Source organism: Saccharicrinis aurantiacus, assembly GCF_947489045.1.
GTDB classification, from domain to species: domain Bacteria; phylum Bacteroidota; class Bacteroidia; order Bacteroidales; family Marinilabiliaceae; genus Saccharicrinis; species Saccharicrinis aurantiacus.
On record NZ_CANLCN010000007.1, the window covers coordinates 37,662 to 53,439 of the forward strand.

Annotated in this window: 9 protein-coding genes; 4 read left to right on the top strand and 5 right to left on the bottom strand. The window is 35.9% G+C overall.

The genetic code is table 11. From position 1 onward, the window contains the following. Positions 1–249: 249 nt before the first annotated feature. The 3 genes from QMO11_RS09840 to QMO11_RS09850 form a co-directional block, all read right to left on the bottom strand. The gene (locus QMO11_RS09840) at positions 250–1,014 is read right to left on the bottom strand and encodes a LytR/AlgR family response regulator transcription factor (protein WP_171973127.1); all 765 of its coding nucleotides are present in this window, start codon (positions 1,012–1,014) and stop codon (positions 250–252) included. Further along, a complete protein-coding gene (locus QMO11_RS09845) occupies positions 1,007–3,946 on the bottom strand; it encodes a histidine kinase (protein ID WP_282037086.1) in 2,940 nt (979 codons plus the stop codon). The genes QMO11_RS09840 and QMO11_RS09845 overlap by 8 nt, the downstream gene beginning before the upstream one ends. A gap of 90 nt (positions 3,947–4,036) precedes the next feature. Further along, complete coding sequence (locus QMO11_RS09850) at positions 4,037–5,473, bottom strand: TlpA family protein disulfide reductase (protein WP_282037087.1); 1,437 nt, start codon at positions 5,471–5,473, stop codon at positions 4,037–4,039. 549 nt (positions 5,474–6,022) lie between these two features. Here QMO11_RS09850 and QMO11_RS09855 point away from each other — a divergent pair. The 3 genes from QMO11_RS09855 (at position 6,023) to QMO11_RS09865 (ending at position 10,644) form a co-directional block, all read left to right on the top strand. Then, positions 6,023–7,486, top strand: coding sequence for a sulfatase-like hydrolase/transferase (locus QMO11_RS09855; protein ID WP_282037088.1), 1,464 nt, complete (start codon positions 6,023–6,025; stop codon positions 7,484–7,486). A 117-nt stretch (positions 7,487–7,603) separates the two neighbouring features. Beyond that, positions 7,604–9,118 carry an alpha-L-fucosidase gene (locus QMO11_RS09860; protein WP_282037089.1) on the top strand — a complete coding sequence of 505 codons (1,515 nt, stop codon included), beginning with the start codon at positions 7,604–7,606 and terminating at the stop codon, positions 9,116–9,118. 20 nt (positions 9,119–9,138) lie between these two features. After that, positions 9,139–10,644, top strand: coding sequence for an alpha-L-fucosidase (locus QMO11_RS09865; protein WP_282037090.1), 1,506 nt, complete (start codon positions 9,139–9,141; stop codon positions 10,642–10,644). A 102-nt stretch (positions 10,645–10,746) separates the two neighbouring features. Here the strand turns inward: QMO11_RS09865 and QMO11_RS09870 are convergent, their stop codons facing one another. Continuing rightward, positions 10,747–11,865, bottom strand: a complete 1,119-nt coding sequence (locus QMO11_RS09870; RefSeq protein WP_282037091.1) for an EF-hand domain-containing protein — start codon at positions 11,863–11,865, stop codon at positions 10,747–10,749. Between the two features lie 129 nt (positions 11,866–11,994). Further along, positions 11,995–14,790 carry a TonB-dependent receptor gene (locus QMO11_RS09875; protein WP_282037092.1) on the bottom strand — a complete coding sequence of 932 codons (2,796 nt, stop codon included), beginning with the start codon at positions 14,788–14,790 and terminating at the stop codon, positions 11,995–11,997. A gap of 275 nt (positions 14,791–15,065) precedes the next feature. Between QMO11_RS09875 and QMO11_RS09880 the strand changes: the two genes are divergently transcribed. Continuing rightward, a complete protein-coding gene (locus QMO11_RS09880) occupies positions 15,066–15,749 on the top strand; it encodes an outer membrane beta-barrel protein (RefSeq protein WP_282037093.1) in 684 nt (227 codons plus the stop codon). Positions 15,750–15,778: the final 29 nt, after the last annotated feature.

Consider the following 15,778-nt stretch of genomic DNA (forward strand, 5'->3'; position numbering starts at 1 on the left):
TGTATGATTTTACTTATTTAAGCTCTGAAACTTACTTTTTTTAATAGGAATGGCCATAAAATTAGCTGCGGACTATACAAAACATGCGGAAAACTGCCAAAAGTATACCCAGAGATGGGTAAATAATACTCGGAATAGACCAAAAACTAGTGGAAAGCTACTATAATTTAGTGGTGGAGTATATAAAATGTACTAGCGGAGGGGGCAAATATACCGGGGGACTAGTAAAATCAAGGGGTTTGAGAAATGTTATAATTTAAAACCCAAGGCTTTTACCACTGTATCTTTACGCATGCGCGAGATGCTTACTTGCGATTTATCGTGCATTAGCAGATAACCACCATCCGTTTTAACGTAAGCTTTTACTTCCGATTTATTTACCAAGTGCGACTGGTGTACACGCAAAAAACCTTCGTCGCTCAATAATTCCTCAAACTCTTTTAGCGTGCGCGATACTAAAACTTTTGATCCATCGATTAAATACACATGTGTGTAATTATTATCGCCTTTGCAGCGAATAATTTCTTTGGTTTTAACAAATAGTACTTGATCCGATGAGGGGAGCCCAATGCGTTTTTCACTTGCATTGTTATTTAAATCTAATGTTTCCCATTGTTCTTGCAAATTACTTTGCGCCGAAGTAATTTTTTGACTTACACGCTCAATGGCTTGGTTTAAATCAGTATCGTTTAATGGTTTTAGTAGATAATCGAAAGCACAAAAACGAATGGCCTTTATGGCATACTCATCAAAAGCGGTGGTAAAAATCACTTCAAAGTTCCTATTGGGGATGGCATCAAGCATATCGAAACCGCTACCTCCTGGCATTTTAATATCCAGAAATATTAATTGAGGGTTGTGTTTTGTAATAAGCTGTACACCATTTAAAGCATTGTGTGCAATATCAATAATAGTGATGTTTGGGTGGTTTTGGTTAAGCTTATTTTTAAGATATTGGCAATTGTTTGGTTCATCATCAACAATAATAGCTGATATGTTTGTTGGTTTATTCATCATCAAGGGGTAAAGTAATTTTTACTAAAGTACCTTTTTCTTTACTGTTAATATCCGATTTATTCAGGATTTTTATGTTCTGATGATTATCCGATGCATGGTAAATCATATTAAAACGCTTTTGCGATAGCTTAATACCTTGACCATTGATCATATTCTCTTCTACAGGATAATAGCCACTGCCATTATCGTCGATTGAGCACATTATTACGCCATTATTTTTAGCTATACAAATGCGTATTTCTCCTTTGTTTTGTAAGGATGATATACCATGGATAACGGCATTCTCAATAAATGGCTGCAATAACATGGCCGGTACCTCGGTGTTGAATAAATCGAGGCTTTCATCCACCTCGATATGATAAAAGAAATTAAAACGCAGCGATTCTAATTTTAAGTAAGTACGGCTTGCCTTAATTTCTTCGTTAAGCGATATCATACTTTTGTTGGAGTTGTGCAATACCTGTCGCATTAAGCCCGAAAACTCACCAATGTATTGCGACGCTTCGTTATTTCTATTGTCGCCTACCAAATGCTGAATTGAGCTAAGGGTGTTAAACATGAAATGTGGGTTGAGCTGCGAGCGAATGGCTTTGAGCTCTAAGTCTAACTTCTCGCGTTTGTGTTGCGCTATTGCTTTATTTCGTTTTTGCCACCAGTATACACTCAATAGGCTTATAATTGTAAGAGTAATAAATGCTAAAACTCCCCAAACTAAATTACTCTTGTTGAATTCTACGGTATTAAAATCATCTTCGCGTAAGTCGAGATAACTTTGTAGCCAATTAATAGATTCTGTTAAATAAGAATCGTATCCTTCGACATTGGTAGGTAAAAAGTACGAAGTACTTTCTATTATTCCATTAGGGTTTATCAGGAAACTAGCGTGTTTGGAAGAAATGCCGTAAGGCTTTGTAGAAGGAAACTGCCAGTTAGGATTACAAAGAATAGTTCCGTTATAGTATTTAGTTAAAGAATCTATTTTTTCGGAAGTAATTACTTTATCCGTTAAAATCAACAAGGGTTTAACTCGCTTGTCATTTAATTGCTTAAAATAATTTCCTAGATCTTTTACACTTTGTAATTCAATATCAGCCTCGGAATCAATAAACTTAAAGTATACCCATTTGCCTTTATAGTTGCTTAAGTTTACTTGTTTACCCTCGAGTGTGAGTGATGTGAAATTGGGTGCCGCAAGTCCTTTTTGTATTTTTAGGGCATCACCAATATCGTTTTTAAAGTAAGTGGCAATTTCACTTTTAGGGTACATTTGGCAAAAATCTTTCACCAATTCTTGTGCATCGCTGTTGTTTCTATTTAATAGCAGTTTTTGTATTTGATTGGCAAGGGCATAATATAGCACATCGTCTTTAAAAATAAGTTTAGCCAAGGTAAACTGATCTTTTGTAGCATTGGTACTGAATAAATTAATCTGATTCTTTTTAAATCCGCAACACTGTGTAGTTTGATTCAACTGATATTGTAAAAACGAGCCTATATATTCCCTCATTTCGTTTGATGAATAACTACCGTAAGTATTAAAATCTGCTGCAGCTAAAAATGTATTTTGCCAATTGTTATCATAACCATTTGTAAAGTAACCTTTCTGATTACAGAATAGGGATGCATTATAACATCCAAAATAAATGCTTGCTTTTAAATGTTGTTTGCTGAGCGCCGATATGTTTTTAGTTTCAGTCTCCTTTATTAGTTTATTTTGTAATTGAAGCATTTCGGTTTTTAGGTGGTCAACAGAAGTGTAAGTTCCCCATTGTAATAGGTTAATTTGATGCTTAATCTGTTCGTGTAAAATGAATTTAGTAGCATTGTTTCCTGAAAACTCCCAGCTATTTTGTGCATTGTTGGCATCAATATTCATAATGACGTTATCTCCAGGTTCAAAGAAGAATTGTTTAGTTATTGAATTTTCATCTTCAACATCGCCTATTCTAAAATTAAGTTCGCAAGCTCTATTTAAAGGGAAAGTCCAGTTAAAATATCCACTTTCATCCACTTCTAAAGAGTCGAACTGAAAATAATAACTATCAGGATATTTATTGAGAATGTATAGGCTAAGCTTGCGTGCATTTAAGTTTTTTATAGTTCCGCTTAGTTTAAAAGTTGTATTAGCGGCTTTTATGGTGTCATCTATAAACTCGACTCTATGATAAGGTATGTTCTTTGTTTCATAGGTGTACCTACCTTTAGTAAAGCGGCCTTTCTTTTGCGAAAATAGAAGTGGCCCTTCACACGGACTATTCATGTAGTTGGTATCAAGTATTTTTGGATGCCAATAAGCAGGCTGAAAGAATAGTAAGGAATCTTTTTTGGTAAGATATCCCATGGGAATTGATGTATCACCCTTTCTAATTATCGAGTCTTTCATTTGTTTCGCATCATAGCTAAGCGGAAATGCACCTTGCGTTATGTCTTTTATAAAGTTTTGCTTGCCAAAATAATAGCTTTCAGATTTTTTGCTGATATATTTATCAAAGTCCTTTTCATCAGATGGTATTAACGCAGTTTTGTTAAGGGCTTGAGATGTACTTATATTACCATCGGATTGAACTACTATTTTATATTTATCGCCAATCTGATTCAATAAAGAGAAGTCCTCTTCAATAAACGGAAGTGCGCCCGTATGTGTATCAAAATGATGATAAGAGTTATGAGTAATAGCCCTCACTATTTCAGCTTGTAGTTCAGTCGAGTCCGGATATTCCTTGAGCGCTTTAAATGCTACGAAGTATTCATTATACCATGATTCTTTTAAAGAATTCGGATTCCATCCGCGTAAATCTTGAAGCTGCAAGCTTCTTATCATAAAGGTATCCCCCTGTTTTATGTGGTATTGAATATCAGATGGCGTGTTGCTCGCCATTGTGTTAATGGAAAAGCAGAATACGAGAATGATGAGCTTGAGAAGTTTCATAGTTTTAAAATAGAGTAGGTGCAAAAATGTAAAATAAGTAATTAAAATGGATAAAGACTGGGTAATAATTATTCTACTGAATAGCTATAATTATTTATTCAGTATAGATCTTAACTCTCTCTCCAAATCGGATTCCTCACCGTCTTTTACTTCAGTGGGCCGCGGAGCACTGTAATTTGCTAATTTACCATCCTTATCAAAAATCATATAGCAAGGAACCCAGAATATTTCCATAAAGTTATGAAGGCTTGAGTCAAATCCATTTTCAAACAGGTAATGATTGTCTTTAGTCTGTGATACCTCATATAATGTATCCCAAAGATTATCATTATTTCCATCAACAGTTATGTATACGAATTCAATAGGCTTGTTGGCAAGTTTACTTTTAAGTTTTTTAGAATGTGGCATCGCCATTCGGCATGGGCCGCAATATGGTGACCAAATATCTAGGTATACTACTTTTCCTTTAAATTGTGTCATCATTTCGCCAAAAGTGGATTTTACACCTGCACTATCTACGACAATGGCATTAGCCATTTCTGGGTGTAAAGGCTGACCTAGTAAGGATTGTTTGGTTTTATATTTTTTAATGGCAGTGGCCACTTCGTAGGATGCAATTTCATCGTTATTGAGTTTATAAAATGCATCAATAAATTTTTGATCATAATTAGATTCACTTAGTTTAGACTGTATTTGTGCTGCCATAGCATATGACCTTGTTTTACCAGATAAAGAGTCGTTAATGGCAATAAATTTGGCATCATCTTTACTTATTTTATCATCTTTAATTCTAATTATCTCGCTTATTTCGTGTACTACACTTGCTATGTAATCATTATAAATACTATATTTTGTATCGTGGTCATTTAGTAGAGATAGATCATATTTTTCAGTATATATTTGAGGCCATTTTACCGAGTCGCTATCTATTTTGTATTTGTGGCAGTAGAAACGTTTGGCACTTTCAATGGCACCATATCTCGCATACTTTATATCGGCTAAATAGTAATTGATAAATGCTTCTTCAAGTTGATAGGTTTTCTGATAATTGTATAAAAGCTGTGTTCGTCCATCTATAAAACGATTTACCTGATAAGCAAAAGTATCTAAGTTTAAATCATCGCTACATAAAGCTTTATAGATATAATCGGAATTGAATTCACTTTTCTCAATTGCTTGTAGAAAGTTGTTTTTGTTGGCTCCTTTACCCTTAAAGAGTATAGAATCACCATCTATATCTATAATGATATTATCTCCAGGAAAAAAACAAACGGGTTGCGTGTAATTACCCACTTGCATTTGTCCGTTCATCAGCCGTTTTGTAGGAATTTGTAAGGTGCAAGTTTGGTTTACAAACACGCCTTTGTAGTCATCGGATAAATATGAAATGGGATTATCGTTCATATACTGAAATTCAATTTCAGTCGGGTTTCCAGAAATTATATTTCCGGTTATTTTTACAGGCTTTTGTGCATTAGTAAGGATGCAGCATAATATACTAAAACATAGTAATGAAAGCGTTTTCATATAGGCTTTTTTTAGGATTTATAATTATGCTAAGTTATCCTACAAAGCCTACTTTAAGTAGTAGCATGAGTATATGGTTGCTTATAATTAGAATTTGGTAAGCTCCGTATGTAACTCTACTTTAAAACACCATATCTTCATTTTTTTATTTTGGTTTTAGCATGGTGTTATCTAATGATTCACTAGGTTTATGGTTCGCACATTAAAAATACTTTTTCAGGACTATAGAAGCTCCTGTCCTATGCCATATTTAAACGATGGCTTTAATGAAATTGGGGTTAAATTTAGGGGTAATGTCTGACGGATTTCATCTGTTTTGTTACAAGTAAAAAGTGAATGTAATGCAATAAAATAAGGCGGTTTCATTACCTTATTAAAGTGGAATATTAAGGATGGAATTCCTCTTCTTGCCTTTAGAATATCGAGGATGTAGATTCAAATACCCCTCGTTTATAGGACTAAAAATAGGAGATGAAACCATTCAAATGATAGTATATTACAATATTAAAATAAAGAATAATTACACTATCTAATATTTAAATTTCCATCATGAATATTACAAATTACCTCAAAGCACTTATCATTCTAATGCTTCTATTTCCGCAATTGGCAAAAAGTCAAGAAAAGCCCAATCTTGTGATCATCTATACCGATGAGCATAATTTCAGAACGCTAGGTTGCTACCGTGAGCAACTAAGCGAAGATCAGGCTTTTGTTTGGGGAAAGGGTGTTGAAGTAAAAACACCAAATATCGATAGATTGGCGCACGAGGGTTCTATCTGTAACAATTTTTATGCGTCATCTCCGGTGTGTACGCCATCAAGGGCTTCTTTTGTATCGGGTAAATATCCTATTGCAACACGTTCGTACCGAAACGATATTCCTATGTATGATGATGTGCAAACTTTTGCTGAGGTACTAAAAGAAAGTGGTTACGCTACATCTTACATTGGTAAGTGGCATTTAGATGGTGATGCCAAACCTGGTTTTGAACCTGCACGTAAATTCGGGTTTACTGATAATAGGTATATGTTTAACCGAGGGCACTGGAAAGCACTTGATGATGAAAATGGAGAACCAATTATTTATGGCAAATATGATGCTGAGACCCAAAGGCAGCAGGTTAATTTAAAAAAGATAACAGATGAAAACTTTACTACTGATTATTTGACCACAAAAGGCCTAGAGGTTTTAGAGCGTGATAAAAAAGGACCTTTCTGTTTGATGCTTTCTATTCCTGATCCGCATACGCCAAACACAGTTCGCCCTCCTTATGATACTATGTATGAGAATTTATTTTTTGAACAACCTAAAACCATGCAAACACCAAAGGATAAGATGCCAAAATGGGCAGCTGTTGGTGGCAAGAGCGAAGCAAAAGAACTCGATCAGGGAAAAATGCAACGTTACTTTGGAATGGTTAAATGTATTGATGATAATGTGGGGCGTATTCTTCAGTTTTTAGATGATAATGATTTAGCCGATAATACCATTGTATTGTTTACATCCGACCATGGCGACTTAATGGGCGAGCACCGCAAGCACAATAAAGGAAACCCTTACGAAGCATCGGCAAAAGTGCCTTTTGTATTGCGTTATCCGAATAAAGTGAAATCGGGAAAAGTGATTAATAAGGCATTTACATCTACCGATTTTAAACCTATTATTTTGGGTTTAATGGGTGCCAAATTTACTGAAGAAACACATGGGATTGATGCCTCCGGCGATTTTACATCGAAGAAAAAAGTAGTTACCGATGATCGTATTACTTACATGACAAGCTCAGCACAATCGTGGATTGCTAGTTTGAGCAATAGATACAAATTGGTATTATCAACAGGAAGCGAGCCATGGTTAATTGATTTACAGAAAGACCCAAATGAAGAAATCAATTTCTATAAGAATCCAGAATATAAAGAGATTGCAAAAAAAATGCAAAGCGAATTAATACGCCAAGCAAAATTGTATAAAGACCCTGTTTTTACTAGTAATAAGAAATTGCTTTATGAGTAGTGTTCTCTAAGGAAGATAGGGATAGAAATTAGTAGTAAGATAAAAGTATAAAGATGAATTCAGATACTTATGAATCTCTTTATACTTAATACTATGTTTAATTAAATAGTAACAACTATGAAAAAAATTACATCATTTATTTTATTGATTATTGGATTAGCCGCTTGTGCTCCTAATCCATCTCCATCCAAAGAAAAACCAGAATATTATGAAGCTAATTGGTCGTCGTTACAAAAACATCAAACACCGCAATGGTTGCTCGATACCAAGTTTGGTATTTATTCTCATTGGGGAGCACAATCTGTAACCCTAGAAATGCAACAGCACGATATGCCAGCTCATGAAGCTATCACGCATTGGAAAGGTAACAAGTTTAATGCTGCTGAATGGGTGCAATTGTTTAAAGATGCTGGAGCTCAGTTTGCGGGACCGGTGGCATGGCATGTGAATGGTTGTTTAAATTGGGACAGTAAAATCACCGATTGGAATAGTTTAAAAAAAGGCCCTCAAATTGATATTTATGGTGAGTTGGCCAGAGAAATAAAAAAAGCAGATATGAAGCTTGTGGCTTCATTCCATAGCACTACACTGTGGGGCACGATGAGTAAAAGAGATGATACTTACATGGAACCTGGTAACGATTATTCTAAAAGGGGTAATACACCTAAAGTTCATGGAGCTGGAGGACGATATAATTCTGAATACCTAGAGGGTTGGCTTGATAGAATGACAGAGGGTTACGAATTATATCAGCCAGATATGGTTTGGGTTGATGTAGGTTTTGGAGGTACAGTTGGTCCTGAGAAAAAGCATATGATTAAAGAGGGCAAGATTATGCAGTCGGATAAAGACTTGTTTATCGATGGCATTCGCGAAGATATACAACAACGTTATATCAGTGGTTATTTCAATGCCGCTCTTGATTGGGGTAAAGAGGTGGATCTGTTTTATAAGAGTAACGACATCCCTCCGGGTATCGCTATGCGCGATATTGAGAATGGTAACCTTGATGGTTTACAATACGACCCATGGATTGCCGATATTAATATGCAGCAACATATGGTATGGCCTACAGTTTGGTTTTACAACCCTAAAAATGAAATAAAGGATGCTAACATGCTTATTGATATGTTGGTTGATATCACCGCTAAAAACGGTCGCGTTTTATTAAATGTGCCTCCCAAAGCAGATGGTTCTTTTGCCGAGAATATTAAACAAGAGCTCTATAAAATGGGCGATTGGCTAAATTTAAATGGAGAAGCTATTTATAGTACTACGCCTTGGGTATTTTATGGTGAAGGCCCCGCTTACGTAAAAAATACAGGTCATCATGGACAAGGAAAAAATAAAGGACGCGATATCCCAAGTTACACTTCCGAGGATATACGTTTTACACAAAAAGATGGCGTGTTATATGCCATTGTTTTAGATTGGCCAACGGAAGCCATAGAAATCAAATCTCTAGGATATGAAGGAAAGTTGTATCCCGATGAAATAAAAAATATCAGCCTTATTGGGAGTGATGCATCCATAAAATGGGAACATAAAGCCCAAAGTTTAAAGGTGCAGTTTCCTGATAAGAAACCATGCGATTTTGCCTATGTGCTTAAAATAGAACGTAATAAATTGTAAGCTAAGATACCTACTTGAATATGAAAAGAAACTACTTAATAGTACCATTTATTGCATTTTTATTGAGCTGTACAGGTTCATATGATACCACTGCAAAAGTTGAGGTAAAACTATATGAAGCGGATTGGAGTTCTCTGCGCAAGCATCAGTCTCCACAGTGGCTTGATGGAATGAAGTTTGGCATCTATTGTCATTGGGGGCCACAAACAGTTCAGGTAGCTTCGGGCAATAAAGAAATGACAAGGCTTGATGCAATTGAGCAATGGAAAGGGGAACGCTTTGATGCCAAAGAGTGGGTCGATTTGTTTCAGGCTGCTGGTGCTCAGTTTGGCGGCCCTGTTGCATGGCACGGAAGTGGCTTATTAAATTGGGATAGCGATATTACTGAATGGAACTCAGTGCAAAAAGGACCTAAAGTAGATATTTATGGAAGCTTGGCAAAGGAGCTGCGCAAGCGAGGAATGCCAGTAATATCTTCTTTTCATACGGGAAATTTTTGGGAGCGTATGTGGGGGCCAATTTCAAAGGAAAATAGTACTTATCTCAATCCGTATGAGGATAACTCAGCATATGGAACTATGAATAATGGGAGAGTGGCCGACGTTATATACGACGCTTGGTATGCTCGTATATCAGAAGCTGTAGATAAATATCAGCCTGATATGATTTGGTTTGATACTGGTTTTGGAGGTACTGTAGGAAAGGAGTTAAAGGGCCAAGTTGATAGAGGTCGCTGGTTGCCACAAGCCAAACCGGAGCTTGGCGGAACGCCTGAAAAGTATCAACAAAAAATGATTAGTCACTTTTTTAATAAGGGCATAGAGTGGGATAACGAAGTTGAGGTAATTTATAAATCGCACGATATACCAGTAGGTATTGGTATGCGCGATATTGAAGATGGTAATCTTGTGGGCTTACAGTACGCCCCATGGATGGCTGATATTAATATGCAGCGCCATTACAAGTGGTATTCAACTTGGTTTTATAATCCGGTTAATAAACCGAAAGACGCGGGCACTTTGGTGGATATGTTAGTGGATATCACCAGTAAAAATGGGCGTATCCTATTAAATGTTCCTCCACAAGCCGATGGTACTTTTGCAGAACCAATAAAGAAGGAACTTTACGCCATGGGCGATTGGCTGAAAATAAATGGAGAGGCCATCTACAATACCATTCCATGGGTGTTCTTTGGAGAAGGACCTACCGAAGTAACGCACCCTGGGCATCATGGTCAAGGTAAAAAACATGGCGAGTTTATTCCGAAATACACAGCTGAGGATATCCGTTTTACCCAAAATGGGAAAAACTTATATGTCATTTGTATGGATTGGCCAGGAGAGGAAGTCGCAATAAGAACCCTTAGTTCGATGGGTAAATTATTTCCGGGATCCATAAAACGCATTAGTATGCTTGGTTCTAAAGAAGCAATTGAATGGAACCAGGATGATGAAGCATTAGTGGTTAAAATGCCTAAAGAAAAGCCTTATGATTTTGCTTATGTACTTAAAATAGTGAGGGAATAAGTATGTAGATGTGATGGATAAGAGATAATAGATTTTAGATTGAGATTCATTCTTGTATTTTGTATATCAGTCTAAAATATATTGTCTCTTATCTAACATCTCCTATCTATTCGCTGTTGATAACTGAAATTTAAACTTAAAGGCCTGCTCACTCATCATGGTTTGCATATCAGGTTTATTACCTCCCTGACCTTGCATAGAAGAAGCACCACCAGGTCGCATTCCACCACCGGGACCTCCCATACCAGGGCCACCCATTCCTCTACCACCGCCACCTTGGCCTCCGGGTCCGCCCATACCAGGACCTCTGCCACCTTCAGGCATCTGCATAGCTAGAACACGGGGTTCAATCATAAATTCAATTTTGTCTGCAGATTTCTGTTTGTCATGTGGTTCAACAAGTTCAGCAATTGGAATTTTAAATTCAATATTCATTTGGTTTAAATCATCCCAAGCAATATCGTAGGTAAAAGCTTTATCAGAACCATTGTTTTTTGAGATGCTAGTTACCCCGCTTACAAAACCTTCAGTATTAATGGCACCCATTAAAAATAGCCACAGTTGCTTGCGCTCTTCCATTCTTTGACTTCGGTCTTTCTGTCCTCCGCCTGATTGTTTATTACCCATTTCAGAGCCACCATTTTCTTTAGATCGGCTTTGGCCTTGCATTACCGGAAATATTATGGTAGCCCTTAGTTTGGGTTTTGTACTGGCGTTTACATTAAGGTTGAAACCCGATGACATTATTTTGTTTTGTATGGCTGTTTCTTTCACCTGAAAAGCCAAGTATAGGTAAGACTCATCGTTTTTATAATGATACATTATTTTTGATTCAGGATCGTAATATTTTAGCATTTCGCCCCAATCTTTAACCCCTCCATCAATGGTGATTTTACCATCATCCCATTTGCCTATTTCTTTTTGACTCGCATTTTGCTTGCTGCGTTCCATTTGGTTTTGTTGGGCTGTTTCTAATTCCGACGCTGTTATAAAACCATCACCATCTTTGTCAATTCTATCAAAATTGCTAGATAGTCGATTAAACTGTTCGTGCTGTTCTAATTCTGATAGACTAACCTTACCATCATTATCCAGATCAATTAAGGCAATTATTTCTTCAGGAGTATGTCGCTTTCTCTGTTGTTGGTTCTCCTGAGCGGAAGACCATTGACTAATAGCTATGGCACATGCTAAAACAAAAATCTTTTTAAAACACTTCATATAATACATTTATTTTTTTGCAAAAAATAAGTTATAAGTGTTAAATGATAAGTTATAAATTGTTGCAATGCTGCCCTCAAGCAGTAAATCCGTTTATAACTTAAAACTTAACATTTATCACTCGATAGTTTATTTAATATTAAAATTTCGTAAGCGATAGGTAAACGAAAGCATTACATAGCGTTGTAAGGCATTTGTTCTTATATCTTCAATGTAAGCATCCGTTACATTGCGCGTAATATTCTGGTTTTGGTTAAGTGCATCGTATACGGTGAGCTTTATTTCTGCAGCCTGATTTTTTAGGAATTTTTTACCCAATTCGCCATTTAAAATAAAGAACGATTCTTTGTAGGCATTATCAGTCCAATAATAATATTGATGCGAGCAAGAAGCCCTAAACACAAAGCCTTTCCAGAAAATAAGACTTAACTCACCTGTGGTATTTTGGTTGTAATAATTGTTGTTTTGCTCACTTTGTAAACTACTATTGGCTAAGTTGTAACTTGAGTTAGAACTGATGGTAAAATCTACATTCTCGCTTATGTTACTTGCTAAGGTTACACCTGCCGTAAAAGTATTGTCATCAGAATATATTTCTTCATCATTATAAATACCGGGGGTGTGGGTATATCGATAACCTAACGACATATTTAAGTTGGTTTTAATCGGGTTTATAGGTACTCCGTACGAACTCATCAATCTAACATTCCAATAATTATCCATGTTTTCAGGCGTAATTAGCTGGCTACCCTGCGGTAGTGTTATGGAGTTGTTAATAACAGTATCTCTTGTGGCGAATAAGGTGTTGTTTCCAATATAGTTTTGAGTGTATTGAGCACTTCCCATTATAAAAAACATGGTGCCATTATCCATATTCGACGATGTGTATCGTGCCATTAAACGATGATTTGTGCTTTCGTTCAAGTTAGGATTACCCATTGTTAACTGCAGTGGATTAGAATTGTCTATGGTGTTTTGCAATTGACTTACCGTAGGTTGTTGCGTGCTACTATTGTAAAATACCATTAGGTTTTTATTCCATGCCAAATTGGTTTTAAACCTGATGTTGGGCAAAATGGAATGGAAAGATTTGCTGATAGTATATAATTCAGGATACTGTTGCTCACTCTCCAATGTTGAGTATTGGTAATCGAGGCCAACGGTTAAAAAGGTTTTATTCTTTTTGTACATATATCCACCACCTGCTCTGTGGGTGGCGTAAACACTGGTAAATACATTTGATAAATCGGTATTATGATCGGTATAATCACCACCATCGTAGTTATAATCGAATACATTTCTATCGCCATCATCAAAAGTATAATTCGAATTGGCATTAAGCATAAGCTGACTGTATCTACCCATTGGTTCGGTATAAACCACTTTTGCACCTACTTTAGTTTTAGGATTTGAGTAGTCGGTATATTGGTTTAAGGAATCGCTCGGAAGCATCATTTCATCTTCAATGGTACGCGACATCTGATAACTATCAGATTGTTTAGAATTGTAAGTAGTATTTCCGCTTAGCGAGAAGGTTCTGCCTTTTTTTGAGAATTTGTGCATCCACACTATTTCATTCCCCAAACTATAACCAGCCATGTCGGTTGATAGCATATTTTCGGTTTTATTTACCAAAGTGTCGTTTATAAAGCTACTTCCTAAGATATTACTTTCGGAGTTATTGCCCTGAAAACTAAAACGAGGGATGATTAAGAGTTTGTTGTTATCGTTAATATCGTAATCAAATCTAAAATTAAATCGGTGGTTGTAATTGGTGCTATTTGCTTCGTTAGTTTCGGTATAATATTGATTGAAACCATCATCCTGAACAAAGTAATTTTGGTAGATATCTTGCTCGCTAAGGTTATCTGATTGGTTAAAAAAGTAACTACCCGATACCTTTATTTTTTCGCCCCATTGGTCGGCATAGTTTAGCCCTAAGGAGTGCGTTGTAGAAACACCATCTTGCTGACCTACCATGGAGTTTGAGTTGGATGATCCACCACCTCCTCCAGGTCTGCCACCTCCAGGTCCGCCTTTAAAACCACCCCCTTTTCTGTTACCACTGCTACCGATTGCGCCCAACAAATCATCGTTGGAAAAATCTTGCTTGTTAATATTGTTTGATTGACCAACAATAGAAATACGTCTATCGCCATTAAAAAAGTTAATGTTTCCACCGGCGCTGTATTTGTCAATACCATCGCTTCCGATGTACATATGTCCAAACTGGCCATTCTTTTTAGTCGCACGAGTCACCACATTCATTACTTTGGTGGTGTTTCCATCATCAAAACCTGTGAAGCGCGACTGCTCACTCATTTCGTCAAAAACTTCTATGCTTTGGATAATATCTGCCGGTATCGATTTTAAAGCTAGGGTAGGGTCTTGATCAAAAAATTCCTTACCGTCAACGTAAACTTTTTTTACTTCCTCGCCCTGCGCCTCAACAGTACCGTTACTTACTGTTATACCTGGCATCTTTTTTATTAAATCTTCAGCATCGGCATCGGGGTTTACCTTATAGGCATCGGCATTATACTGAATGCTATCGCCACTAACAGTGGCCAATGGTACATTTTTTTTTACAATAACTTCGTCTAGCTCATTTGCTTTGGGAAGGAGGGTAATGGTACCAACATCAGAATTGGTATTTATATTACTAAGCTTTTTACTTTGTACAGCATAACCTAAATAGCTAATTTGAATGGTATAATCACCAACAGGCACATCTGAGAAAATAAAATTACCTTGTTCATCAGTGGTTATAGAGTAGTTGTTATCGCCAGCCAAAAGTATATGGGCATTGCTAAGAGCCTTTTGATTTTGGTTACAAACTTTCCCTTTAATAATTATTGGTTCTGCCAATAAGTTTATTGATAATAAAAATAGGGCAATTAGTAATTGGAGTCTTGAGATAATCATTGCTATTATTTTATATCTCTTTGACGACAAAACTTAAATTACCCTTCACATTATCTGTTAGTCAAAATAATTATTTATCATAAAGATGGTATTGTGTTTTTTGTTACTTTCGCTTTTGTAAACATAAAACTTTAATTAGTTGTATACTTTACGTACCTAACCTAGCTATATCAAGGACTTATACTCTTAAGTCTTTCTTCATCTGTTTTTAGGTTTTTTATGTAAGGTAGATAACTATTAAGGTTATTCTTTAATCTAATATTTAAAATAGAACGATGAAAAAACTAATGATTACGGCTTGTTTAAGCATTCTACTAATAAGCTTAAGTGCTCAAATTAACAAAGGTGATTTTCTAATTGAAGGATTAGTGAATTATAATCAAAGTAACTCCTTAAGAGAGTCTAAGCCGGATTCTTGGAGTAAGAAGAATACAGGTAAATCGGAGAATCTATATTTAAGTCCTCGTGTGGGTTATTTTGTAAATGAATCATTTTTATTAGGCTTGGGTGTTAGTTATTCTCAGTCTAAATATAAATCTACTACAGATTTTGATGATTATAGTAATCATTATGAAACCACTAAAAATATGGTATTTATTAACCCTTACATTACTAAGTATCATAAGATAGGAGAGAAACTATATTTCAATTATACATTTAATGTTTTATTTGGGAAGGGAGTGGATAAATCCGAGGATTATGATGAGGGATCTAACGCTGGTACTAATAGAAAAGATGAAAGTAAAGTATCTGAATTGAAATTGAATGTAACTCCGGGGTTGACTTATTTTGTTTCTGATAGAATAGCTTTTGCAGCTAATATAGGTAGGTTACATTATAGTAAATCTAAAGAAATCCTACAAGATGTAGAGGATGAACCAAAGACTGAGCGTGAGTATTATGGTTTGAATTTGAGCCTAAACACTTTCACTTTAGGATTTCAGTTTTACCTACGATAGTTACAAGTTTAAAAAGATTGCAATTTAAT